We start from the raw sequence: 20816 nt of genomic DNA, 5'->3' as shown, positions 1-20816 counted from the left end.
CCATGGCCAGGATTCTCATCATGGCGTCGGATGGATACGAACAATCGGAACTGTTCGTTCCGCTGGAAAAACTGAGGGCGGCCGGGCACGAGGTCGATATCGCGGCCCCGGAACCGGGCGCCATTCGCGCCTGGGCGACGGATGACTGGGGCAAGTCGGTCGAGGCCGGGAAAGGCATCGCCGGCGTTTCGGCCGGGGATTACGACGCGCTGGTCCTGCCGGGCGGGGTCATCAACCCCGATACGCTGCGGCATGACGACAAGGCCGTCGACCTGATCCGCGACTTTTCCGCCGCCTCAAAGCCTATCGCCGCGATCTGCCATGCACCCTGGCTGCTGATCGAGGCGGGGTTGGCAAAGGGTCGGAAAATGACCGGCTATGTCTCGATCCGCACAGATATCGGCAATGCCGGGGCGGATGTGGTCGATGACAGCGTGGTGGTGGATCGCGGCGTGATCACCAGCCGCAATCCGGACGATCTGGACGATTTCGTGGCCGCGATCGAGAAGGCCCTGGCCTGATTGCATCCCGCGACGGGCGGGGCTGTCTGGTCCCAATCCGAACCTACCGGGACGAATGGCGCGGGGCGTTCCGCGCTGAAAAGCGTGACCGGGCTCTTTTCCCGCACGCTCGTCCGGCGCGAAAGAGATTCGTTCCAGTGCAGGGACGCGCAAGCGAAGGAGGCCGGAAAGGCCCCCTTCGCGAATTCGCGGTGCGCCGCCTCAGGCCAGCATCCCCATCGGATTTTCGAGGTGGTCCACGATGGCGTTCAGAAGCTGGGCACCAAGCGCGCCGTCGATCACCCGGTGATCGACCGACAGGGTCATCGACATGACGTTGCGGATCACGATCTCATCATTCTCGACCACCGGTGTCTTGATCCCCGCGCCGACGGCCAGAATCGCGCCGTGAGGCGGATTGATCACCGCGTCGAAATTCTCGATCCCGAACATGCCCAGGTTGCTGACAGCGAAACTGCCACCCAGATATTCGTGCGGGGCCAGCTTCCTGTTCTTGGCGCGACCCGCCAGATCCTTCATCTCGGTGGACAGCTTCGACAGCGTCTTGGCCTCGGCATCCTTCAGGACCGGCGTGAACAGCCCGCCTTCGACCGCGACCGCGACGGCCACATCCGAGGGTTTCAGCTTGATGATCCGGTCGCCCGCCCAGACGGCATTGGCATCGGGCACCTGTTGCAGCGCCAGCGCGCTGGCCTTGATGACGAAATCGTTCACCGACAGCTTCACGCCCCGGCCTTCCAGCTGCTTGTTCAGCGTGGCGCGCAATTTCATCAGCTCGTCCAGCTTGGCCGAGCGGCGCAGATAGAAATGCGGGATGGTCTGCTTGGCCTCGCCCAGCCGCTGGGCGATGGTGCGGCGCATTCCGTCCAGCGTGACCTCTTCGGTTTCGCGATCGGCATAGATCCGGGCAACTGCGTCGGCCGATGCGCCCTTGGGTGCCTCGGCGGGGGCGGCGGCCGCGGGTTTCGCGGGCTCGGTCCTGGCGGGGGCTGTGCCGGGCTTGGCGTTCTCGACATCGGACTTGACGATCCGGCCGCGCGGACCCGATCCGCTGATCGCGGAAAGCTCGATCCCCTTTTCCGCCGCGATCCGGCGGGCGAGGGGCGAGGCAAAGATTCGGTCGCCCTTGTCCGAAGGCGCCGCGGAGGGCGCCTTTGCGGTCCGGGCCTGGCCCTCGACCTCTTTCGGCGCTTCGGCAGGCGCGCGCTTCTCTGGCGCGTCCTGTTCCGGCGCCTCGGGGCCGGGACTGGAAATCTCGCCGATATCGTCGGCGCTTTCGCCTTCTTCCAGCAGCACGGCGATGGGGGTGTTGACCTTCACGCCCGCGCTGCCCTCGTCGACCAGAATCTTTCCGATCTTGCCCTCGTCGACGGCCTCGAATTCCATCGTGGCCTTGTCTGTCTCGATCTCGGCGATGATATCGCCGGACTTGACTTCGTCGCCTTCCTTGACCAGCCATTTGGCCAGCGTGCCTTCCTCCATCGTCGGAGACAGCGCGGGCATCAGGATTTCTGTCGGCATCTCGCTATCCCCTTATTTGTAGGTGACTTTCTTCACCGCCTCGACCACCTCGCCGGGGGTGATCAGCGCGAGTTTTTCCAGGTTGGCGGCATAGGGCATGGGCACGTCCTTGCCGGTGCAGTTGATCACCGGAGCGTCCAGCCAGTCGAAGGCGTTTTCCATGATATAGGCCGACAGATGGTTGCCGATGGCGCCGACCGGAAAACCCTCTTCGACCGTCACCATGCGATTCGTCTTCTTCACCGATTCGATGATCGTGCCGTAATCCAGAGGGCGCAGGGTGCGCAGGTCGATGACCTCGGCCTCTATCCCGTCCTCGGCCAGCGTGTCGGCGGCCTCAAGCGCGTGGGCCATGCCGATGCCAAAGCTGACGATGGTCACGTCGCCGCCCTGACGCGCAATACGGGCCTTGCCGAATGGGATGGTGAAATCGTCCAGATCGGGCACCTCGAAGCTGCGGCCATAGAGGATTTCGTTTTCCAGAAAGATCACCGGGTTCGCGTCGCGGATCGCCTGTTTCAGCAGCCCCTTCGCGTCGGCCGCGGAATAGGGCATCACGACCTTGAGGCCGGGAATCGCCGCATACCACGCGGCGTAGTCCTGACTGTGCTGGGCGCCCACGCGGGCGGCGGCGCCGTTCGGACCGCGGAACACGATGGGGCAACCCATCTGCCCTCCCGACATGTACAGCGTCTTGGCAGCCGAGTTGATGATGTGGTCGATGGCCTGCATGGCGAAGTTGAAGGTCATGAATTCCACGATCGGGCGCAGACCGGCCAGCGCTGCCCCGGTGCCGATACCCGCGAAACCCATTTCGCTGATCGGGGTGTCGACGACCCGGCGCGCGCCGAACTTGTCCAGAAGACCCTGGCTGATCTTGTAGGCGCCCTGGTATTCGCCGACTTCCTCGCCCATCAGGAACACGGTGTCGTCGCGGTCCATTTCCTCTTCCATGGCCTCGCGCAGGGCTTCGCGCACGGTCATGGTCTTCATCTTCGTGCCTTCGGGCCAGTCGGGGCTGCGGTCGGGTTCAGGTGTCTTGACCTTCTCCACCGCCGAGCCGCCGGTCTTGTCGTCTTCCTTGTCGTCGTCCTCGGCTGATTTTGCCTGGGCCGGCCGCGATTCGGGATTCGAGACCTCGATATCGTCGGCCGATTCGCCCTCTTCGACCAGCACGGCGATGGGGGTGTTGACCTTCACGCCCTCGGTCCCCTCGTCAACCAGGATCTTGCCCATCGTGCCTTCGTCGACAGCCTCGAATTCCATCGTGGCCTTGTCGGTCTCGATCTCGGCGATGATGTCGCCCGCCTTGACCTCGTCGCCTTCCTTCTTCAGCCATTTGGCCAGCGTGCCTTCCTCCATGGTCGGCGACAGGGCGGGCATCAGGATTTCGGTTGCCATGTCTTGATCCCCCTCAGGCGTTCTCTTCGGCGCTGCCCTGCGGCAGTTCGCTGGCGTAGATATCGGTCCACAATTCGTCCAGCGCCGGCTCCGGGCTGTCCTTGGCGAATTCGGCCGAGGCGTTCACGATCTCCTTGATTTCCTTGTCCACCGCCTTCAATTCGTCCTCGCTGGCATGTTTGCCCTGCAGCATCAGTTCGCGCACATTCTCGATCGCGTCGCGTTCGTCGCGCATCTTCTGGACCTCTTCGCGGGTGCGGTATTTGGCCGGATCCGACATCGAATGGCCGCGATAACGGTAGGTCATCACTTCGAGGATATAGGGCCCCTTGCCGGCGCGGCAGTGGGCGACGGCCTTCTGGCCGGCCTCCTTGACGGCCAGCACATCCATGCCGTCCACCTGTTCGCCGGGAATGCCGAACGCCTCGCCGCGCCCGAACAGGCTGGTGGATTTTGTCGATCGCTTGACCGATGTGCCCATGGCATATTGATTGTTCTCGATCACGAAGACCACCGGCAGATCCCAGAGTTCGGCCATGTTGTAGGTCTCGTAGACCTGGCCCTGGTTGGCAGCGCCATCGCCGTAATAGACGAAGGTGACGTTGTCGTTGCCCAGGTACTTGTCGGCGAAGGCCAGGCCGGCGCCCAGCGGCACCTGAGCCCCGACGATGCCGTGGCCACCGTAGAAATGCTTTTCGCGGCTGAACATGTGCATGCTGCCGCCCTTGCCTTTGGAATAGCCACCTTCGCGGCCGGTCAGTTCGGCCATGACCCCGTTCGGATCCATGCCGCAGGCCAGCATGTGACCGTGGTCGCGATACGAGGTGACGCGCTTGTCGCCTTCCTTGGCGGCGGCTTCCAGACCGACGACGACGGCCTCCTGTCCGATATAGAGATGGCAGAAGCCGCCGATCAGGCCCATGCCATAGAGCTGCCCGGCCTTTTCCTCGAATCGGCGGATCAGCAGCATGTCGCGATAATATTTAAGCAGTTCGTCCTTTGACGTGTTGGACGCTTCCGTCTTGCTGGCGGCGGGTTTCCTGGCCATGCGGGGATTCCTCCTGGAGGCTGGGGCGGAATAGTTCAGCGTTAAACTATCCGTATCGCATCACCATCAGGGGTGCAATCCGCCAAAGACGGGCCTGTTCAGCGCAGGATGACCTCGTCCGCGCGGACATAGCCCAGAATCTCGCGGGCGCGTTCGTCAAGCAGGTCAAGGTCCAGATATTCGTCGGAAAGACGGCGGGTCAGATTCTGGATCCGGTTCACCTGGGCGCGCAATTCGTCGCGCTGTTCGCGCAATTCGGCGGTCTCGGCCTCGACCTGGATACGGCGCAGGATCCCCGAGGGGCCCTGAACGGCGGCAAAGGCGAAATAGAGGCCCAGCGAGAGGGTCAGCACGATGAAGATCGTGGCGCTGATCGAAAGTCTCTGTGACATGGCCTGCCCGGTGCCTGTGCCTGTTTGGGTCTTGTTCCGGCGTGATCATGCCACAGCCGGATGGAAAGGGGAATTCCCGCCATCACAGCCGCGCGCGGAACGTGGCCTCCAGTCGGCGGGCCTCTGCGTCAAGGCCGAAGGGCGGGTTCAGCACCCACATCCCCGACCCGACCATGCCGTGTCCGGGGCGCGCGGGCGCAAAGCGTATTTCCGTCCGCAATGCCTGCGGGCCGGCCTGCATCAGCGTGTCCAGCATCGCGCGGTGCCGGTCATCGGTCAGGATGGGATACCACAGCGCGATGATGCCGACATTCCATTTGCGTGCGATCTGCGCGATCTGGCGCGGGATGGTGTCGTAATCCGCCTTCACTTCGTAGCTGGGATCGACCAGCAGCACCCCGCGCCGCGGCGCGGGCGGACACACGGCCTGCGCCATCCGGAAGCCGTCCTGACGATGCAGCGTGGCGAAGCCCGCGACACGCGACAGCGCTGCATGTTCCACCGGGTGCAGTTCGGCCAGGTGGGCGCTGTCGCCGGGGCGCAGGAAATGCGCCGCGATCAGCGGAGAGCCGGGATAGGCCTGTGTGCCATGCAGGCGGCGCGTGGCATCGATCGCGGCGATCAGCGGATGGGTTGGCGGCAGCCAGCCTTGTTGCCGGGCCCGCAGGATCCCGGCCTCGGCCTCGCCCGTCTTACGGGCCTCGTCGCTGTCCAGATGATAGAGGCCGCGTCCGGAATGGGTCTCCAGATAGGACAGGGGCTTGTCCTTGCGCGTCAGGTAATCCAGCGCCGCGGCAATCAGCGCGTGCTTGTGCAGATCGGCCAGGTTTCCGGCGTGATAGGCGTGCTGATAGCTGAGCATGACCCGCCATAGCGCGCCCGCGCGCGCCGCGAAAGAGGATCAGTCGGCCCTGGACAATTCCGAATGGCTTTTCAGCACGCGATCGCCGTCGTCCTGTTCGATCAGGTAGGCGGGTTCATCCTTGCTGGCCTTGCGCCTGATGGCCTGACCCTTGATCCGACGCTCGACATCCTCGGTAAAGCTTTCCGTCACCTTGCCGGTGCCGTGACCCTGTCCCCAGTTCCAGCGGACCTTCGTGCCCTCACGGAATTTCTGCATCGTCGCCTCCATCGCGATTCCAGGCGCAATGCGCAGGGCGGGTGGCGGTTCCATCGGCCGAAAAGAAACGCGGCGGCGCCCAGGGAGGAGGAAGGGGCGCCGCCGCTCAACGCTGACCCAGGGAGGAGGGAGGGCCGCGTATGGGGTGCGGTGCAGGCCAGGGAGGAGGAGAGGCCGACACCGCTTGCGATGCGGGCTCGGGAGGGAGGAGGAGTGAGCCCGTCGCATCGGTTTGCCGCAGAACAAGGCGGCTATGGGGTGCGGCGCGGGCCAGGGAGGAGCGGGCCTTCGCCGCGGACGGCAGCCGTGGGAGGAGGAATGGGCTGCCGTGTGCGGTCGCCACGATCGACGTGGCTATGTTCTTTGGCGGCGACCTCCGGGGAGGAGGAGAGGAGGTCGCCGCTGATCCCGACCCAGGGAGGAGGAGAGGGCCGGGAGTTCGAATTCCTTACTTCGCTTCGCCCCAGGCCGCTTCGTGGGCCAGGCGGGTGATCATCGACCGGTTGATCCCGAGGTCGTCGAGGTCACGCGCCGTCAGGGCGTTCAGTTCGCGAACGGTCTGCCGATAGACGGCGCGACGGGCGCGGTTTTCCTGCATCCGCTGAACCGCATTCAGCAGGCGGGTCCGCAGGCCGGTTTCGGCAACGTTCTGAGCCTGAGCGATAACAGCCATGATATTTTCCTTTCACATCTCTCGCGGCTTGCACCCGACCCGGATGGTCCGGTGCTTTCGATGACCCAAAGATGGCCCCTATGCTGCGGATGCACAATGGACGGTTTTCAAATGCTGCCATGCAGCGACCGCAAGGCTCGGCCAATTTATTCATGATTATTAACGTCATGAAGAAGCAGAAAATTCGATCTCAAGTTGACGTTTGCGATAACGCTGCATCGGCAAAAAGGTCCATTCCTTGGTGGGTTGCAGGTTCTGCGGACAGATTGTCGCGGGGGTGCTTGCCCCGGTGTCGGCGATGCTTCATGGTCCCGGAAAACCCAGAGCAAGAGCCTTTCGCCATGCCGACAGATCGCGAAGTTGCCCTAGCGGCAATCGCTGACATAGCCCTTCCAGACGGCCGCACGCTGGGCCAGGCGGACCTGATCCGCGCCTTTGCTGTCGAGCGCGATACCGTGAGATTCGTCCTCGAGGTGGCGGATGCCGAGGCCGCACGGGCGCTGGCCCCGGTCGAGGCCGAGGCGCGCCGGCGGCTGGAGGCGTTGGATGGCGTCGCGAAGGCGCAGATCGTGATGACCGCCGCGGCGTCGAAAGGGCAGCCGGCACGCAGTTCCGGCGGCGGACAGGACGCGCCGCCATCCTTGCAGGTCGGACGCCACCCCACCGCACAGGCGGGGCCGCAGCCGATCGCGGGCGTCAAGCACATCGTCGCCATCGGATCGGGCAAGGGCGGTGTCGGCAAATCGACGGTCTCGGCCAATCTGGCCGTGGCCCTGGCGCGCGCGGGCCGCAAGGTCGGGTTGCTGGATGCCGACATCTATGGGCCCTCGCAGCCGCGCATGATGGGCGTGTCAGGCCGGCCCGCCAGCCCCGATGGGCAACGGATCGAGCCCTTGCGCGCGCATGGGGTCACGGTGATGTCCATCGGCCTGATGCTGCGCGAGGGCGAGGCGGTCGTCTGGCGCGGCCCGATGCTGATGGGCGCGATGCAGCAGATGTTGCAACAGGTGAACTGGGGCGAACTGGACGTGCTGCTGATCGACCTGCCGCCCGGCACAGGCGACGTGCAGTTGAGCCTGTGTCAGAAAGCCTCGGTCAGCGGGGCGATCATCGTCTCGACGCCGCAGGACGTGGCCTTGCTGGATGCGCGTCGCGCCATCGACATGTTCAACAAGCTCAAGGCGCCGATCCTGGGCCTGATCGAGAACATGTCCACCTATATCTGTCCCAATTGCGGCCACGAGGCGCATCTTTTCGGCCATGGCGGCGTGGCCCGCGAGGCCGAGATGCTGGGCCTGCCCTTTCTGGGAGAGATTCCGCTGGAACTGGAGGTTCGTCTGGCGAGCGATTCGGGCCGGCCCATCGCATTGGGCGAGGGTGCGGTCTCTGATGCCTATGCCCGGCTGGCCGACCGGCTGGTTCAGGCCGGAACAGCCTGAAAGGGCGGCCCCTGGGAATGTCCGGGATCGCCCCGCGAAAGGGGCTGGGACTGGATGGGACCGCTCCGAATCTCCCCCTCCCGCATTCGTGATTCGGCGTGATTCCCGCGGTCTTTTCCGTGAATCGGCCCTGCCAATCCTGCCCTTGCGCAACCGCTTGATGCGGTTTTTGCCCTGATGTGGGATTTTCCGCCACACCTCATCGATCGCTAGATATGGTGCCGGTTTCGCCGCTTCTTACCAGAAGGAGTGCGAATCGGAGCGTGGCTTTGCCAAAAGGCTGGAATAGCTGTGTCCCGTCGACAATTTTCTGCAATCATGGGGTGAAGAATTCCATTGCTTCCCATGAATTCCCATGTCACAACAGGATCACGAAGACGGGCAGTGAAGGGGCGTCAAGACCCCTCGAGGCGAAGCAGGTTTCATACAGGCACCCGTTTTCCAAACAAGACCGTCCGCGCGTGCGAGCAGCACCTCCCCCAGGTGGCGCGCGACAGGGCGGGAAACCCCGAAAAGGGGCCCAGTCGATGGGAACGAGGGCGGCGGATCGGGCAGTGGCAGCAGCCCGATCCGCCCTTTCTCTGTCGGGCGGACGGCACGGACGGACAGTGAGGCGGGACACGGGTGGCGCGCAAGTTCAGAGGCACCGACAGCGTCAGGATCGACGGGAAGGGGCGGATGTCCATCCCGGCGCGCTTTCGCAAGGTGTTCGACGCCGGAGACCCCTCCTTTGCCACCAGCAATACCGGCCGCACCCAACTGGTCGCGGTCTATGGTCCGGACTGGTGGAACTGGCTTGAACTCTACACCATCGAAGCCATCGAAGAAATCGACCAGCAGATCGACAGACTGACCCGCGGCAGCAACAAGCGCCGCTGGCTGGAGCAATTGATGAACGGCCAGTCGGTGGATTTGGAGATCGACCGAGAGGGTCGCCTCGTCCTGCCCCAGAAGCTGCGCGAGAAACTGGGTTTCGACAACGGGGTCGAGACCACCTTCGCCTCGCATGGCGACTACATGAAGGTCTATCTGCCCGATTCGCCGCCGAAGGATGTCGAGGAACTGGAGGATTTCGCCGCCTCGAAGGGCCGCGGATTCGATCCCCGCGTCTTCCTGTCGGAAACCGGCGAGGAGGACTAGCCGATGGGACAGCCGCATGTTCCGGTCCTGCTGAAGCCACTTATCCGGGCGGTCGCGCCGGTCGGCGGACGGTGGCTGGACGGCACCTTCGGCGCGGGCGGCTATGCGCGCGGTCTGCTGGATGCCGGGGCGCAGGAGGTGATCGGCGTGGATCGCGACCCTTCCGTCTTTCGCATCGCCGAGGGCTGGGCCGGGCAATACGGCGACCGGCTGCGCCTGGTTCAGGGCACCTTTTCGGATCTGGACCGCCTGGCCGCTGAGCCGCTGGACGGTGTCGTCCTGGACCTCGGGGTCAGTTCGATGCAGCTGGATCAGCCCGAACGCGGTTTTTCCTTCCTGCGCGACGGGCCGCTGGACATGCGCATGGGCGGCGACGGACCCTCGGCCGCCGATCTTCTGAACGAATCGGACGAGGCCGTGATCGCCGATGTGCTGTTCCACTATGGCGAGGAGCGCGCCTCGCGCCGGATCGCGCGCGCCATCGTCGCCTCGCGTCCGCTTGGCCGCACCGGGCAGCTGGCCGAAATCGTCGCATCCTGCCTGCCGCGCGCCAAGCCGGGCCAGAGCCACCCGGCCACCCGAAGCTTTCAGGCGATCCGGATCTGGGTGAACGACGAATTCCGGCAACTGGTCGAGGGCCTGTCGGCGGCCGAGCGCGCTTTGAAACCGGAAGGATACCTGGCCGTGGTCAGTTTTCATTCGCTGGAGGACCGGATCGTCAAGCGATTCATGCAGGCGCGGTCGAACAGCGCCGGCGGCGGCAGCCGACACGCGCCGGTCAGCGACACGGCGCCTCCGGCCTTCCGGCTGCCGTTCCGCCGCGCCATCGGACCCGACCCCGACGAGATGGCGGTCAATCCGCGCGCACGTTCGGCGCTGTTGCGCGTTGCCATCCGCACCGAGGCGCCCGCGGGCGAGATCGGGGCAGGGGCGCTTGCGATGCCGCGACTTCCCGCGAAAGGCGGTGCCTGATGCGGTCGCTGACCTATCTTGCCTGCGTGCTGACCGTCATGGCCCTGGCCTTCTGGGCCTACCGCGAAAACTATCGCACCCAGGCCGCGATCGACGATATGGGGAAAATCCGGCGCGAGATTGCCGGGCTGCGCGAGGATCTGGGCGTCCTGCGCGCCGAATGGGCCTATCAGAATCGCCCCGAAAGGCTGCGTCAGCTGGTCGATCTGAATTTCGAGCGCCTGCTGCTGGTGCCTCAGGAAATGGGGCAGGTCGTGGAATTGGGTCATGTCGACTATCCCAAGCCCGCCGCGCCTGTCGAAGAACCGAACGTCGATCCCGCCTCCGAGGAGCAAAAGCCATGATCCGAACCCCCCTGCGCCCTTTGGCCCGGATCCTTCGCGCCCGCGAGCGGGGCGAGAACCCGGACGAGATCGAGGCCGAGAACCGTCGCCGCCGTCACGAGGCGATCCAGGACAAGGCCCGCAGGCGGGCCGAGGGACGGCTGGTCCTTCTGGCCGGCTGTTTCGTGCTGGCCTTTGGCACCGTCGGCGCGCGCATGGCGGCGCTGGCCAACAGCCAGCCCAGCGAGCCACGGGCCGAGGTCATGTCCTCGCAGATCATGTCGCAGCGTGCGGACATCGTCGATCGGCGCGGGCGGGTTCTGGCCACCAATCTGCTGACCTATTCGCTTTATGCCCGTCCGCAGGACATGATCGACCCGATCCGCGCGGCCCAGGGGCTGACGAAGGTCTTTCCCGATCTGGATCTTGCGCGATTGACCAAGGATTTCACCGGCAAACGCAAATTCCTGTGGATCAAGCGCAAGATCAGTCCCGAACAGATGCAGGCGGTCCATGATCTGGGCGAACCGGGACTGCTGTTCGGCCCGCGCGAGATGCGGATCTATCCCAACGGAAACATTGCCAGCCATATCCTGGGAGGATCGCGATTTGGCAAGGAGGGCGTCAGCAGCGCCGAGGTGCTGGGCGTGGCGGGCGTCGAGAAGGCGTTCGACGGCTGGCTGCGCGATCCATCGAACGAGGGCGCACCACTGGAATTGTCCATCGACCTGACCGTGCAGACGGCGCTGGAGGAGGTTCTGGCCTCGGGGATGAAACTGATGAGCGCCAAGGGCGCCGCCGCGATCCTGATGGAGGTCAAGACCGGCGAGATCGTCGCCATGGCCAGCCTGCCCGATTTCGACCCGAATAACAGGCCACGGCCGCTGCTGAAGGGTGATCCGTCGGACAGCCCGCTGTTCAATCGCGCCGTTCAGGGGCAATACGAGCTGGGCTCGACCTTCAAGATCTTTCCGGTCGCGCAGGCGCTGGATCTGAAGCTGGTGAACCCGAATTCGATCATCAATACGACCACCCCGATGAGGTTCGGGAAATATCGGATCAACGATTTCGACGATTATGGCCCGCAACTCAGCGTGACGAGTGTCATCGTGAAGTCCTCGAACGTGGGCACGATCCGGATCGCACAGCTTCTGGGACCGGATCGGCAGCGGGAATTTCTGAAACGGCTTGGCCTGTTCGAGCCGTCGCCGATAGAACTGGTCGAAGCGCCAACCGGTCTGCCGCTGGTGCCGTCGCGCTGGCCGCCAGTGACGGCGGCGACCGTCGCCTATGGCCAAGGCATTGCCGTCAGTCCGCTGCATCTGGCCTCGGCCTATGCAACGATCGGCAATGACGGAATCAAGGTCACGCCGACCCTGATCCGCGGTCGCAAGCGCCCCGAGGGCGAACGGCTGCTGTCCACCCGCGCCGCGCAACAGGCCGTCGCCATGCTGCGTCAGGTGGTCGTGCGCGGCACCGCCACCCGGGCCGAGGTCGAGGGATACGAGATCGGCGGCAAGACCGGCACCGCCGACAAGCCACGTCCATCGGGCGGCTATTATAAAAACAAGGTGGTCTCGAGCTTCGCTTCGATCTTTCCAACCAGCGATCCGCAATACGTGTTGGTCGTGACGCTTGACGAGCCCTCGATCACCACCAATTACGGCGGCGAAAGCCGCACCGCGGGAACGACCGCGGTGCCGGTGGCGGCAGAACTGGTTCGGCGTCTGGGACCGCTGCTGGGCCTGGAACCCAGGACCGAAGAAAAGCTGCCGGTCTTTGCCGCCCGCTACCAGCCGCGTGTTGAATCGGCTGCGGACGATGGGATAAAGCTCGTCGCGAACAAATGACGGGTGAGATCGTGGGGCAGGGCAGAAAGACGCTGGCGCAACTGGGCCTGCGGGCCAGGGATGGGCTGGATCCCGCGATCACCGGACTTTCGCTGGATAGCCGGACGGTCAGGCCGGGCCATCTGTTCGCCGCCCTGCCGGGATCGGCGATGCATGGGGCGGAATTCATTCGCTACGCCCTGCGCATGGAGGCGGCGGCGGTGCTGACCGACCGCGCCGGGGCGGACATCGCGGCCGGGGCGCTGGCCGATTGGGATGGCGCGCTGATCATCGCCCAGGATCCGCGCGCGGCCCTTGCCGGAGCCGCGGCCCTGTGGTTCGAGACGCAGCCGCGTCATGTGGTGGCCGTCACCGGCACATCCGGCAAGACCTCGGTCGCCAGTTTCACCCGCCAGATCTGGCAGTCGCTGGGCCACAGTGCGATCAGCCTTGGCACGATGGGCGTTCAGGGCGATTTCGAGGCTGCGTTGAAGCACACGACGCCCGATCCGCTGACCCTGCACCGCATCCTGTCCGAGGCCGCCCAGGCCGGCGTGAGCCATGCGGCGATGGAGGCATCCAGCCACGGACTGGACCAGCGGCGTCTGGACGGTGTGCGAATCGAGGCGGGCGCATTCACCAATTTCAGCCAGGATCATCTGGATTACCATGCCAGCTTTGACGACTATTTCGCCGCCAAGGCATTGCTGTTCAATCATATTCTGGAAGAAGGCGAAGCTGCTGTCGTCAATGTCGATAGCCAGCGCGGCCGCCAGATGGCCGAAATCGCAACGGATCGTGGCCTGGCCCTGACCAGCATCGGCACGGGCGAGGACGCGATGCTGCGAATTCTGGGGCAGCGTTTTAACGCGACCGGGCAGGATCTGCGCTTTTCGGTCATGGGGCAGCCGCAGATGGTGCGCCTGCCGCTGATCGGCGGTTTTCAGGCGGAAAACGTGTTGGCGGCGATGGCGCTGGCCATGGCCTCGGGCGATGCGGCCGGGGATATCATGCGCGTTCTGCCCGATCTGCGCACCGTACGCGGTCGAATGCAACTCGTGGCGCAGCGCGAGAACGGTGCCGCGGTCTTTGTCGATTACGCCCACAAGCCCGGCGCGGTGATCGCGGCCCTGCAATCGCTGCGCCCGCATGTGATGGGCCGGATCGTTGTTGTCATCGGCGCCGGCGGCGACCGCGACCGCGCCAAGCGCCCACTGATGGGTGAGGCTGCCCGAGACCATGCCGACGTGGTCATCGTGACGGATGACAATCCGCGGACCGAGGATCCCGCCGCCATCCGCCATGCCATCCTGCAGGGTGCGGGCCCCGAGGCGACCGAGGTCGCCGACCGGGCCGAGGCGATCCTGCGCGGCGTCGATGCCTTGCAACCGGGCGATGCCTTGCTGATCGCGGGCAAGGGACACGAGACCGGCCAGATCGTCGGGCAGGATGTCTATCCGTTCGACGATGCCGAACAGGCCTCGGTCGCGGTCGCCGCGCTGGATGGCCGCATATGAGCCTTTGGAACGCGCAGGACGCCGCCGCCGCCACCGGAGGGCGAGCGCAGGGGAATTGGACTGCTTCGGGCGTGTCCATCGACACGCGCAATATGGCGCCCGGGGATCTGTTCATCGCGCTGAAGGATACGCGCGACGGCCATGAATTCGTGCAGCGCGCGCTGCAACAGGGTGCGGCAGCCGCCATGGTCAGCCGTATTCCCGAAGGCGTCGCCGCCGGGGCGCCGCTGCTGGTCGTGCCCGACGTTCTGCGCGGCCTCGGGGATCTGGGCCGGGCCGGCCGGGCGCGGATGGTCGGCAAGGTGGTTGCGATCACCGGCTCGGTCGGCAAGACCTCGACCAAGGAGATGGCGCGGGCAGCCCTGAGCGGGCAGGGGCGCATCCACGCGGCCGAGGCCAGCTACAACAACCACTGGGGGGTGCCGCTGACGCTGGCACGGATGCCTCCCACCACGGATTTCGCCATCCTCGAGATCGGCATGAACCATCCCGGCGAGATCGCGCCGCTGTCGCGACTGGCCCGTCCGCATGTGGCGCTGATCACCACCGTCGCGGCGGCGCATCTGGAGGCCTTCGGCGCGATCGAGGGGATCGCCCGCGAGAAGGGCGCGATCTTCGAGGGATTGCAGAATGCGGGAACCGCGATCATCCCCGAGGATCTGGAGGTGACGCCAATCCTGCGCGCCTGCGCGGATGCGGCGGGCGCGATCGTCGTGGGCTTCGGACACAAGGCGATGGCGCGGCTGGTCGGGGCCGAACCGGTCAACGGGCGCCTGCGGTGCCGCGCCCGGATTTCGGGCGAGACGGTCGATTTCACGCTGAACACGACCGGAACTCATTTCGCGCTGAACGCGGTCGGCGTTCTGGCCGCCCTGGCGGCGGCCGGGGCCGAACTGCATGACGCCGCCGCGCATCTGTCGGACTGGCAGACGCCGAAGGGCCGCGGCGCGGTCGAACAACTGTGCGGGTTCGAACTCATCGACGATGCCTTCAATGCCAATCCGGCCTCGCTGGCGGCCGGCTTGGCGATGCTGGCCGGCCTTCCGGGCCGCCGTCGGATCGCGATTCTGGGCGACATGCTGGAACTGGGCAACGACGAGGTGGCGCTGCATCGCGCTGTGGCCGTCGACCCGGCGATGCAGGCGATCGATCTGGTCCATTGCGCCGGCCCCCGGATGCGGCATCTGCACGAGGCACTGTCCGGTGCCAGGCAGGGCATCTGGACCGAAAGCGCCGCAGAACTGGCCGCGCGGGTGGACGATCTGGTCGCGCCGGGCGATGTGGTGCTGGTCAAGGGGTCGAAATCCTCCAGGATTTCGGCCGTGGTCGAGGCGCTGCGCAACAAGATGAAGGGATGACCCGATGCTCTACTGGCTGAGCAGCCTGTCCGAGGGCGGCGACCTCTTCAACCTTTTCCGCTACATCACCTTTCGCGCCGGCGCGGCTTTCTTTACCGCGCTTATCTTCGGTTTCATCTTCGGGCCGCCGCTGATCAACTACCTGCGCCGCACCCAGAAGAAGGGCCAGCCGATTCGCGACGATGGCCCCGAGACCCATCTGATCAAGGCGGGGACGCCGACGATGGGCGGGCTGCTGATCCTGTCGGCGCTGTTCGTGTCCACGCTGCTATGGGCGCGGCTGGACAACGGCTATGTCTGGATCGTGCTGACGGTGACGGCGGGCTACGCGGTGATCGGTTTCGCCGACGATTATTCCAAGATCAGCAAGATGAACACCAAGGGCGTGCCGGGACGGGTACGGATCGCGCTCGGGCTGGCGCTTGCCTTCGTCGCCTCGGCCTGGGCGATGTGGCTGCATCCGGCAGGTCTGAGCGGACAATTGGCGCTGCCGGTCTTCAAGGACACGCTGATCAATCTGGGCGTGTTTTTCATCCCCTTCGGCATGCTGGTCATCGTGGGCGCGGCCAATGCAGTGAACCTGACCGACGGTCTGGACGGACTGGCAATCATGCCGGTGATGATCGCCGCCGGCACGCTGGGCGTCATCGCCTATACGGTCGGCCGGGCCGACTTTACCGAATATCTGGGCGTCTACCACGTGCCGGGGTCGGGCGAGATCCTGATCTTCGTCGCCGCCCTGATCGGCGGAGGCCTGGGCTTTCTGTGGTATAACGCGCCTCCGGCGGCGGTCTTCATGGGCGATACCGGCAGTCTCGCCCTTGGCGGCGCGCTTGGCGCCATCGCGGTGGTGACCAAGCACGAGATCGTGCTGGCCGTCGTCGGCGGCCTTTTCGTGGTCGAGGCGCTCAGCGTCATCATCCAGGTGCTCTACTTCAAGCGCACCGGCAAGCGCGTCTTCCTGATGGCCCCGATTCACCACCATTTCGAAAAGCTGGGCTGGAAGGAACCGCAGATCGTGATCCGCTTCTGGATCATCGCGCTGGTCCTTGCGCTGATCGGGCTGGCGACGCTGAAATTGCGCTAGGCTTTGCCTTGGTGCAAATATCCTCGGGGGTCCGGGGGCAGACAGCCCCCGGCTTGAACTTCAGGTGTGACGGATGATCCCGGTACAGGGTGTCGAAAACCAGACGATCGCGATCCTCGGCCTCGGCCGGTCGGGCAGGGCCACGGCGACGGCGCTTGTCGCTGGCGGCGCGCAGGTCATCGCCTGGGACGACGGGGCCGATACCCGCGCGGCGGCCGAGGCCGAGGGGCTGCGCATCATCGATCTGGCACGCGATGACGCATGGTCCGGCGTCACCGCCCTGATCACCTCGCCCGGGATTCCGCATCTGTATCCCAAACCGCATCCGGCAATCGCGCGGGCCTATGCCCTTGGGGTGCCGGTCGACAACGATATCGGGCTGTTCTTTCGCAGCTTTGCCACCGCCGACTGGGACGGGTTCGACCGGGCGCCGCGCGTGATCGCGGTGACCGGATCGAACGGCAAGTCCACCACCACCGCGCTGATTCACCATATCTTGCAAGAATGCGGCCGGCCGACCCAGATGGGCGGCAATATCGGCACCGGCGTCCTGTCTCTGGCGCCGGCGACGGATGGCGAGGTGGTGGTGCTGGAATTGTCCAGCTATCAGACCGACCTGGCCCGCGCGCTGACCCCGGATATTGCGGTTTTCACCAACCTGTCGCCCGATCATCTGGACCGTCACGGCGGTCCGGGCGGCTATTTCGCGGCCAAGCGGCGGCTGTTTGCGGAAGGCGGGCCGGATCGTGCGGTGATCGGCGTGGACGAGATCGAGGGACTTTATCTGGCCGATCAGATGCAGGTGGGCCCGGCCGATGACCGGGTGATCCGGATCTCGGCCGGGCAGAAGCTGGACCGCGCCGCCTGGTCTGTCTTCGCGCGCAAGGGCTTTCTGGCGGAATACCGCAAGGGGCGTCAGGCAGGCTCGATCGACCTGCGGGCGATCAAAGGGCTGCCTGGCGCGCATAATCATCAGAATGCCTGCGCGGCCTATGCCGCCTGCCGCGCGGTGGGGCTGGCGCCGCGCGATATCGAGGCGGCCCTGAACAGCTTCGCCGGCCTGCCGCATCGCAGCCAGCTGGTCGCGGAAATCGGCGGGGTGCGTTTCGTCAACGATTCCAAGGCCACCAATGTCGATGCCGCCGCCAAAGCCTTGCAAGCCTTCGATAAAATCCGCTGGATCGCGGGCGGGCTGGGCAAGGACGGCGGAATCGCGGGGTTGGTGCCGCATCTGGACCGGGTCGCGAAAGCCTATCTGATCGGTCATTCGGCCCGCGACTTCGCGCTGGAGATCGGCCAGACCCCGTGCGAGATCGCCGAGACGATGGAGCAGGCGGTGGCCCGTGCGGCGGCCGAGGCTCAGCCCGGCGAAACGGTGCTGCTGGCGCCCGCGGCGGCCAGCTTTGACCAATATCCGAATTTCGAGAAACGCGGCGAGCATTTCACCGCGCTGGTCCAGGCACTGACGGCGCGCTGACACAGCCCCGACGATCCGCGCGATGGCGGCGGGCGTTGCAGATGCGGTGCGCGCAACAGCCGTCTTGCGGCCCGGGCGGAAAGACCCTGCAATTGCAGGGTTTTTGGCCGCACAGCCCGTGCACCGGGGCGACACAGGCTGTGCACAGGGCGTGCACAGCCTGCCAGGGCCGCGCGTTCGGGGGCCTGTTTCGGCGCGGATCAGGCCCAGTCCGGCGGCCGCTTTTCCAGGAAAGCCGTGATGCCCTCGTCGGTTTCGGGCAGCATCATGTTCGCGCACATCGTGGCGCCGGCGCTGTCATAGGCCGCGTCCAGCCCGAGGCGAAGCTGTTCGTGGAAGGCACGTTTGCCCATCCGCACGGCGGCGGGCAGTTTCGCGGCGATGGTCCGGGCCATGTCATCGGCGGTCTCGGCCAGCGCCTCGGGCGGAACCACCCGGTTCACCAGGCCCAGATCCCGCGCGCGCTCGGCGGTGATGAACGCACCCGTGGTCAGCATCTCGAAGGCGGCCCTGGGCGGCACCGCACGGCAAAGCGCCACCATCGGCGTGGAACAGAACAGGCCGATATTCACGCCATTGACGCCGAAACGCGCCCCCTGCGCCGCGATTGCGAGATCGCAGGAGGCGACAAGCTGGCAGCCGGCGGCGGTGGCGACGCCCTGGACCTGGGCAATGACCGGCTGGGGTAGGGCCGGGATCATCTGCATCAGGGCGGCGCAACGCGCGAAAAGCCGTTCATAGGCGGCGCGGCCGGCATCATCATCGGCCCGTGCCTGCTGCATCTGGCGCAGATCGTGACCGGCCGAGAACGCCTTGCCCTCGGCCGCGACGATCACCGCGCGGATCCGCCCATCGGCCTGGATGTCGCGGAAGGCCGCGATCAGCGTCTCGATCATCTCGAGCGAGAGGGCGTTGACATTGGCCGGGTCGTTCAGGGTCAGCCGCGCGACATGGCCGCTGTCCTGCCGTTTCACGAGGTCGGGCATCTTGATCTCTCCTGCTTTTGGCGAAAGCCTAGGCCCGGACGGGGCAGGGGGAAAGCATGGATCTGGCGATGGATGCGGCGGCGCTGAACGCGTTTCTGGCGCGGGACTTTCCGCAGGTGGCAGGCACGTTCCGTGTCGAACGGGTCGAGACGGCGATTCTGGTCACGCGGCTGCGCGTGGATGACAGCCACCTGCGCCCCGGAGGCACGATCAGCGGTCCCTCGATCTTTGCGCTGGCCGATCTGGCCATCTATTGCGCGATCCTGTCGCGGATCGGGCCGGTGGCGCTGGCGGTCACGACCAATGCCTCGGTCGATTTCATGCGCAAGCCGCTTTGCGATCGCGACCTGCTGGCCGAGGCGCGGGTGCTGAAACTGGGCCGCGTTCTGGCCGTGGCCGAGGCGCTGATCTTTTCGGACGGCGACAGCGCGCCGGTCGCGCGCTGTTCGATGACCTATTCGATCCCGCCACGGCGCTGAGGCCGAACCGCGAGGGGCGCCCGATGAGGCGGTCTTGTCATTTTCGGCCCGGTTTTCAGGCGGCCTTGTTGAGGTATTTTGATACCTATATCGCAAGCCATTGATATCGCGTCGATAAACGTCGCGAGGGGATCTTGATTTCCTGGCGCGAATCGCGGACAAGCCCGCATCCGAATTCCACAACCCGCAAGGGGCGATCCAAGATGAAGACCTATACCGCTAAACCGGCGGAGATCGAGAAGAAGTGGATCCTGATCGACGCCGAGGGCGTCGTTCTGGGCCGTCTCGCCTCGATCATCGCCACCCGCCTGCGTGGCAAGCACAAGCCGACCTTCACCCCGCACATGGACATGGGCGACAACGTGATCGTCATCAATGCCGACAAGGTGCAGATGACCGGCAACAAGCGCGACGACAAGAAATATTACTGGCATACCGGTCATCCGGGCGGCATCAAGCACCGCACCGCGCGCCAGATCCTGGAAGGCGCCCATCCCGAGCGTGTCGTGACCAAGGCCGTCGAGCGCATGATCAGCCGCAACAAGCTGGGCAAGCAGCAGATGACCCATCTGCGCGTCTATGCCGGGACCGAGCACCCGCACGAGGCGCAGCAACCCGAGGTTCTGGACGTCAAGGTCCTGAACGCCAAGAACACCCGGAGTGCCTGATCATGGCTGAAGACATCAAGACCCTCGACGATCTGAAGTCGGCCGTCTCGGACGGCGATCTGGCCGTGGCCGAGCCCGCCCCCACGCGCGAGCCGCAGCGCGATTCGCTGGGCCGCGCCTATGCGACCGGCAAGCGCAAGGATGCGGTCGCCCGCGTCTGGGTAAAGCCCGGTTCGGGCAAGGTCACCGTGAACGGCAAGGACATCAACGACTACTTCGCCCGTCCGGTGCTGCAGATGATCCTGAAGCAGCCCTTCGACGTGGCCGGCGTCGCCGGTCAGTATGACGTGCAGGCGACGGTGAAGGGCGGCGGCCTGTCCGGCCAGGCCGGCGCGGTCAAGCACGGCATCAGCCAGGCGCTGCAACTGCACCAGCCCGGCCTGCGCGCGGCGCTGAAGGCGGCCGGTTTCCTGACCCGCGACAGCCGGGTGGTCGAGCGCAAGAAATACGGTCGTGCGAAAGCCCGCCGCAGCTTCCAGTTCTCGAAGCGCTGATCGGGTCTTCGCCCGATCCGGCATGTCAGGGCGCGGGCCATCAGGTCCGCGCCTTTTGCGTTTGCGCCCGCGGTCCGGACGCCGCCGGGCCGCCGTCTCGCGCGTGGGCCGACCGGCACGGGCGGGCGGCCGCTGCGCCTGCCGCGACAGAGGCCGCCGAAAGATCAGGCAGTTGCAAGAAATTTTGGCCGGGCCGTCATTTTTCTGTTGCGGTTCTGGTCGGCAGGGCCTAGATACGCCTTCACCGATCGGGCCTGAGGGTTTGATTGGTTCGGGGCTTCGGGTTTTGGCTTTGGGGTTTCGGGAGATTATCCGGGATGGATGGCCGTTGGGGCGTCGTGAGAGTGGCGCGTCTTCGGTGATTGTTGTTT

The 20816-nt window shown here is 65.5% G+C and carries 21 protein-coding genes; 13 read left to right on the top strand and 8 right to left on the bottom strand.

What is annotated here, in order from left to right; translation table 11 throughout:
- The first annotated feature begins 2 nt into the window (after positions 1 to 2).
- Positions 3 to 521 (top strand): type 1 glutamine amidotransferase domain-containing protein, encoded by a 519-nt coding sequence (locus AC13CR_RS13505; protein WP_292950932.1) that lies wholly within the window; start codon positions 3 to 5, stop codon positions 519 to 521.
- Positions 522 to 722: 201 nt separating this feature from the next.
- Here AC13CR_RS13505 and AC13CR_RS13500 read toward each other — a convergent pair whose 3' ends face one another.
- The 7 genes from AC13CR_RS13500 to AC13CR_RS13470 form a co-directional block, all read right to left on the bottom strand.
- Positions 723 to 2042, bottom strand: coding sequence for a pyruvate dehydrogenase complex dihydrolipoamide acetyltransferase (locus AC13CR_RS13500; protein WP_292950930.1), 1320 nt, complete (start codon positions 2040 to 2042; stop codon positions 723 to 725).
- Between the two features lie 12 nt (positions 2043 to 2054).
- The gene (locus tag AC13CR_RS13495; RefSeq protein ID WP_292950928.1) at positions 2055 to 3443 is read right to left on the bottom strand and encodes a pyruvate dehydrogenase complex E1 component subunit beta; all 1389 of its coding nucleotides are present in this window, start codon (positions 3441 to 3443) and stop codon (positions 2055 to 2057) included.
- Between the two features lie 13 nt (positions 3444 to 3456).
- A complete protein-coding gene (pdhA, locus tag AC13CR_RS13490) occupies positions 3457 to 4491 on the bottom strand; it encodes a pyruvate dehydrogenase (acetyl-transferring) E1 component subunit alpha (protein ID WP_292978474.1) in 1035 nt (344 codons plus the stop codon).
- A gap of 98 nt (positions 4492 to 4589) precedes the next feature.
- Positions 4590 to 4883 (bottom strand): FtsB family cell division protein, encoded by a 294-nt coding sequence (locus tag AC13CR_RS13485; RefSeq protein WP_292953999.1) that lies wholly within the window; start codon positions 4881 to 4883, stop codon positions 4590 to 4592.
- 82 nt (positions 4884 to 4965) lie between these two features.
- A complete protein-coding gene (locus tag AC13CR_RS13480) occupies positions 4966 to 5745 on the bottom strand; it encodes a 23S rRNA (adenine(2030)-N(6))-methyltransferase RlmJ (protein ID WP_292953996.1) in 780 nt (259 codons plus the stop codon).
- A gap of 39 nt (positions 5746 to 5784) precedes the next feature.
- The gene (locus tag AC13CR_RS13475) at positions 5785 to 6057 is read right to left on the bottom strand and encodes a hypervirulence associated TUDOR domain-containing protein (protein ID WP_335661860.1); all 273 of its coding nucleotides are present in this window, start codon (positions 6055 to 6057) and stop codon (positions 5785 to 5787) included.
- Between the two features lie 394 nt (positions 6058 to 6451).
- Positions 6452 to 6676, bottom strand: a complete 225-nt coding sequence (locus AC13CR_RS13470; RefSeq protein WP_292953993.1) for a DUF1127 domain-containing protein — start codon at positions 6674 to 6676, stop codon at positions 6452 to 6454.
- A 341-nt stretch (positions 6677 to 7017) separates the two neighbouring features.
- On the opposite strand from AC13CR_RS13470, the gene AC13CR_RS13465 reads away from it, so the two are divergent.
- The 9 genes from AC13CR_RS13465 (at position 7018) to murD (ending at position 17818) form a co-directional block, all read left to right on the top strand.
- Entirely contained in the window at positions 7018 to 8115 is a 1098-nt protein-coding gene (locus tag AC13CR_RS13465) for an Mrp/NBP35 family ATP-binding protein (protein WP_292978219.1), read from the top strand.
- A gap of 624 nt (positions 8116 to 8739) precedes the next feature.
- Complete coding sequence (locus tag AC13CR_RS13460; protein ID WP_292953983.1) at positions 8740 to 9255, top strand: division/cell wall cluster transcriptional repressor MraZ; 516 nt, start codon at positions 8740 to 8742, stop codon at positions 9253 to 9255.
- A 3-nt stretch (positions 9256 to 9258) separates the two neighbouring features.
- Positions 9259 to 10227, top strand: a complete 969-nt coding sequence (gene rsmH / locus AC13CR_RS13455) for a 16S rRNA (cytosine(1402)-N(4))-methyltransferase RsmH (protein WP_292953982.1) — start codon at positions 9259 to 9261, stop codon at positions 10225 to 10227.
- Positions 10227 to 10571: a cell division protein FtsL gene (ftsL, locus tag AC13CR_RS13450; protein WP_292953980.1), complete on the top strand. Its 345-nt coding sequence runs from the start codon at positions 10227 to 10229 to the stop codon at positions 10569 to 10571. Before rsmH ends, ftsL begins: the two co-directional genes overlap by 1 nt.
- Positions 10568 to 12400, top strand: coding sequence for a peptidoglycan D,D-transpeptidase FtsI family protein (locus AC13CR_RS13445; RefSeq protein WP_292953978.1), 1833 nt, complete (start codon positions 10568 to 10570; stop codon positions 12398 to 12400). The genes ftsL and AC13CR_RS13445 overlap by 4 nt, the downstream gene beginning before the upstream one ends.
- Positions 12397 to 13896, top strand: a complete 1500-nt coding sequence (locus AC13CR_RS13440; protein ID WP_292953976.1) for a UDP-N-acetylmuramoyl-L-alanyl-D-glutamate--2,6-diaminopimelate ligase — start codon at positions 12397 to 12399, stop codon at positions 13894 to 13896. The genes AC13CR_RS13445 and AC13CR_RS13440 overlap by 4 nt, the downstream gene beginning before the upstream one ends.
- Positions 13893 to 15254 (top strand): UDP-N-acetylmuramoyl-tripeptide--D-alanyl-D-alanine ligase, encoded by a 1362-nt coding sequence (locus AC13CR_RS13435; RefSeq protein ID WP_292953974.1) that lies wholly within the window; start codon positions 13893 to 13895, stop codon positions 15252 to 15254. Before AC13CR_RS13440 ends, AC13CR_RS13435 begins: the two co-directional genes overlap by 4 nt.
- A 4-nt stretch (positions 15255 to 15258) precedes the next feature.
- Positions 15259 to 16341, top strand: coding sequence for a phospho-N-acetylmuramoyl-pentapeptide-transferase (mraY, locus tag AC13CR_RS13430; protein ID WP_292953972.1), 1083 nt, complete (start codon positions 15259 to 15261; stop codon positions 16339 to 16341).
- 73 nt (positions 16342 to 16414) lie between these two features.
- Positions 16415 to 17818: a UDP-N-acetylmuramoyl-L-alanine--D-glutamate ligase gene (murD, locus tag AC13CR_RS13425; RefSeq protein ID WP_292978220.1), complete on the top strand. Its 1404-nt coding sequence runs from the start codon at positions 16415 to 16417 to the stop codon at positions 17816 to 17818.
- Between the two features lie 200 nt (positions 17819 to 18018).
- Here murD and AC13CR_RS13420 read toward each other — a convergent pair whose 3' ends face one another.
- Entirely contained in the window at positions 18019 to 18804 is a 786-nt protein-coding gene (locus tag AC13CR_RS13420; protein WP_292953968.1) for an enoyl-CoA hydratase, read from the bottom strand.
- 56 nt (positions 18805 to 18860) lie between these two features.
- Here AC13CR_RS13420 and AC13CR_RS13415 point away from each other — a divergent pair, with 56 nt between their 5' ends.
- The 3 genes from AC13CR_RS13415 to rpsI all read left to right on the top strand — a co-directional run bounded on the left by AC13CR_RS13415 (position 18861) and on the right by rpsI (position 20445).
- Positions 18861 to 19283 (top strand): PaaI family thioesterase, encoded by a 423-nt coding sequence (locus tag AC13CR_RS13415; RefSeq protein ID WP_292953966.1) that lies wholly within the window; start codon positions 18861 to 18863, stop codon positions 19281 to 19283.
- Positions 19284 to 19486: 203 nt separating this feature from the next.
- Entirely contained in the window at positions 19487 to 19951 is a 465-nt protein-coding gene (gene rplM / locus AC13CR_RS13410) for a 50S ribosomal protein L13 (RefSeq protein WP_292953964.1), read from the top strand.
- Positions 19952 to 19953: 2 nt separating this feature from the next.
- Positions 19954 to 20445, top strand: a complete 492-nt coding sequence (gene rpsI, locus AC13CR_RS13405) for a 30S ribosomal protein S9 (protein ID WP_292978222.1) — start codon at positions 19954 to 19956, stop codon at positions 20443 to 20445.
- The last annotated feature ends 371 nt before the right edge of the window (positions 20446 to 20816 follow it).

The organism is Paracoccus sp. L-17 (assembly GCF_056857655.1).
The sequence above is the reverse complement of the archived record's forward strand: the minus strand, read 5'-3'. Positions and strand labels throughout refer to the sequence as shown.

What these genes read in the sequence shown, in the direction of transcription:
- AC13CR_RS13495 (WP_292950928.1), bottom strand. Translation starts at nt 3,443, where the DNA reads ATGGCAACCGAAATCCTGATGCCCGCCCTGTCGCCGACCATGGAGGAA.
- AC13CR_RS13445 (WP_292953978.1), top strand. Translation starts at nt 10,568, where the DNA reads ATGATCCGAACCCCCCTGCGCCCTTTGGCCCGGATCCTTCGCGCCCGC.
- rplM (WP_292953964.1), top strand. Translation starts at nt 19,487, where the DNA reads ATGAAGACCTATACCGCTAAACCGGCGGAGATCGAGAAGAAGTGGATC.
- AC13CR_RS13420 (WP_292953968.1), bottom strand. Translation starts at nt 18,804, where the DNA reads ATGCCCGACCTCGTGAAACGGCAGGACAGCGGCCATGTCGCGCGGCTG.
- AC13CR_RS13435 (WP_292953974.1), top strand. Translation starts at nt 13,893, where the DNA reads ATGAGCCTTTGGAACGCGCAGGACGCCGCCGCCGCCACCGGAGGGCGA.
- AC13CR_RS13415 (WP_292953966.1), top strand. Translation starts at nt 18,861, where the DNA reads ATGGATCTGGCGATGGATGCGGCGGCGCTGAACGCGTTTCTGGCGCGG.
- AC13CR_RS13440 (WP_292953976.1), top strand. Translation starts at nt 12,397, where the DNA reads ATGACGGGTGAGATCGTGGGGCAGGGCAGAAAGACGCTGGCGCAACTG.
- AC13CR_RS13500 (WP_292950930.1), bottom strand. Translation starts at nt 2,042, where the DNA reads ATGCCGACAGAAATCCTGATGCCCGCGCTGTCTCCGACGATGGAGGAA.
- rpsI (WP_292978222.1), top strand. Translation starts at nt 19,954, where the DNA reads ATGGCTGAAGACATCAAGACCCTCGACGATCTGAAGTCGGCCGTCTCG.
- AC13CR_RS13485 (WP_292953999.1), bottom strand. Translation starts at nt 4,883, where the DNA reads ATGTCACAGAGACTTTCGATCAGCGCCACGATCTTCATCGTGCTGACC.
- AC13CR_RS13480 (WP_292953996.1), bottom strand. Translation starts at nt 5,745, where the DNA reads ATGCTCAGCTATCAGCACGCCTATCACGCCGGAAACCTGGCCGATCTG.
- ftsL (WP_292953980.1), top strand. Translation starts at nt 10,227, where the DNA reads ATGCGGTCGCTGACCTATCTTGCCTGCGTGCTGACCGTCATGGCCCTG.
- murD (WP_292978220.1), top strand. Translation starts at nt 16,415, where the DNA reads ATGATCCCGGTACAGGGTGTCGAAAACCAGACGATCGCGATCCTCGGC.
- AC13CR_RS13465 (WP_292978219.1), top strand. Translation starts at nt 7,018, where the DNA reads ATGCCGACAGATCGCGAAGTTGCCCTAGCGGCAATCGCTGACATAGCC.
- mraY (WP_292953972.1), top strand. Translation starts at nt 15,259, where the DNA reads ATGCTCTACTGGCTGAGCAGCCTGTCCGAGGGCGGCGACCTCTTCAAC.
- AC13CR_RS13470 (WP_292953993.1), bottom strand. Translation starts at nt 6,676, where the DNA reads ATGGCTGTTATCGCTCAGGCTCAGAACGTTGCCGAAACCGGCCTGCGG.
- rsmH (WP_292953982.1), top strand. Translation starts at nt 9,259, where the DNA reads ATGGGACAGCCGCATGTTCCGGTCCTGCTGAAGCCACTTATCCGGGCG.
- AC13CR_RS13475 (WP_335661860.1), bottom strand. Translation starts at nt 6,057, where the DNA reads ATGGAACCGCCACCCGCCCTGCGCATTGCGCCTGGAATCGCGATGGAG.
- pdhA (WP_292978474.1), bottom strand. Translation starts at nt 4,491, where the DNA reads ATGGCCAGGAAACCCGCCGCCAGCAAGACGGAAGCGTCCAACACGTCA.
- AC13CR_RS13505 (WP_292950932.1), top strand. Translation starts at nt 3, where the DNA reads ATGGCCAGGATTCTCATCATGGCGTCGGATGGATACGAACAATCGGAA.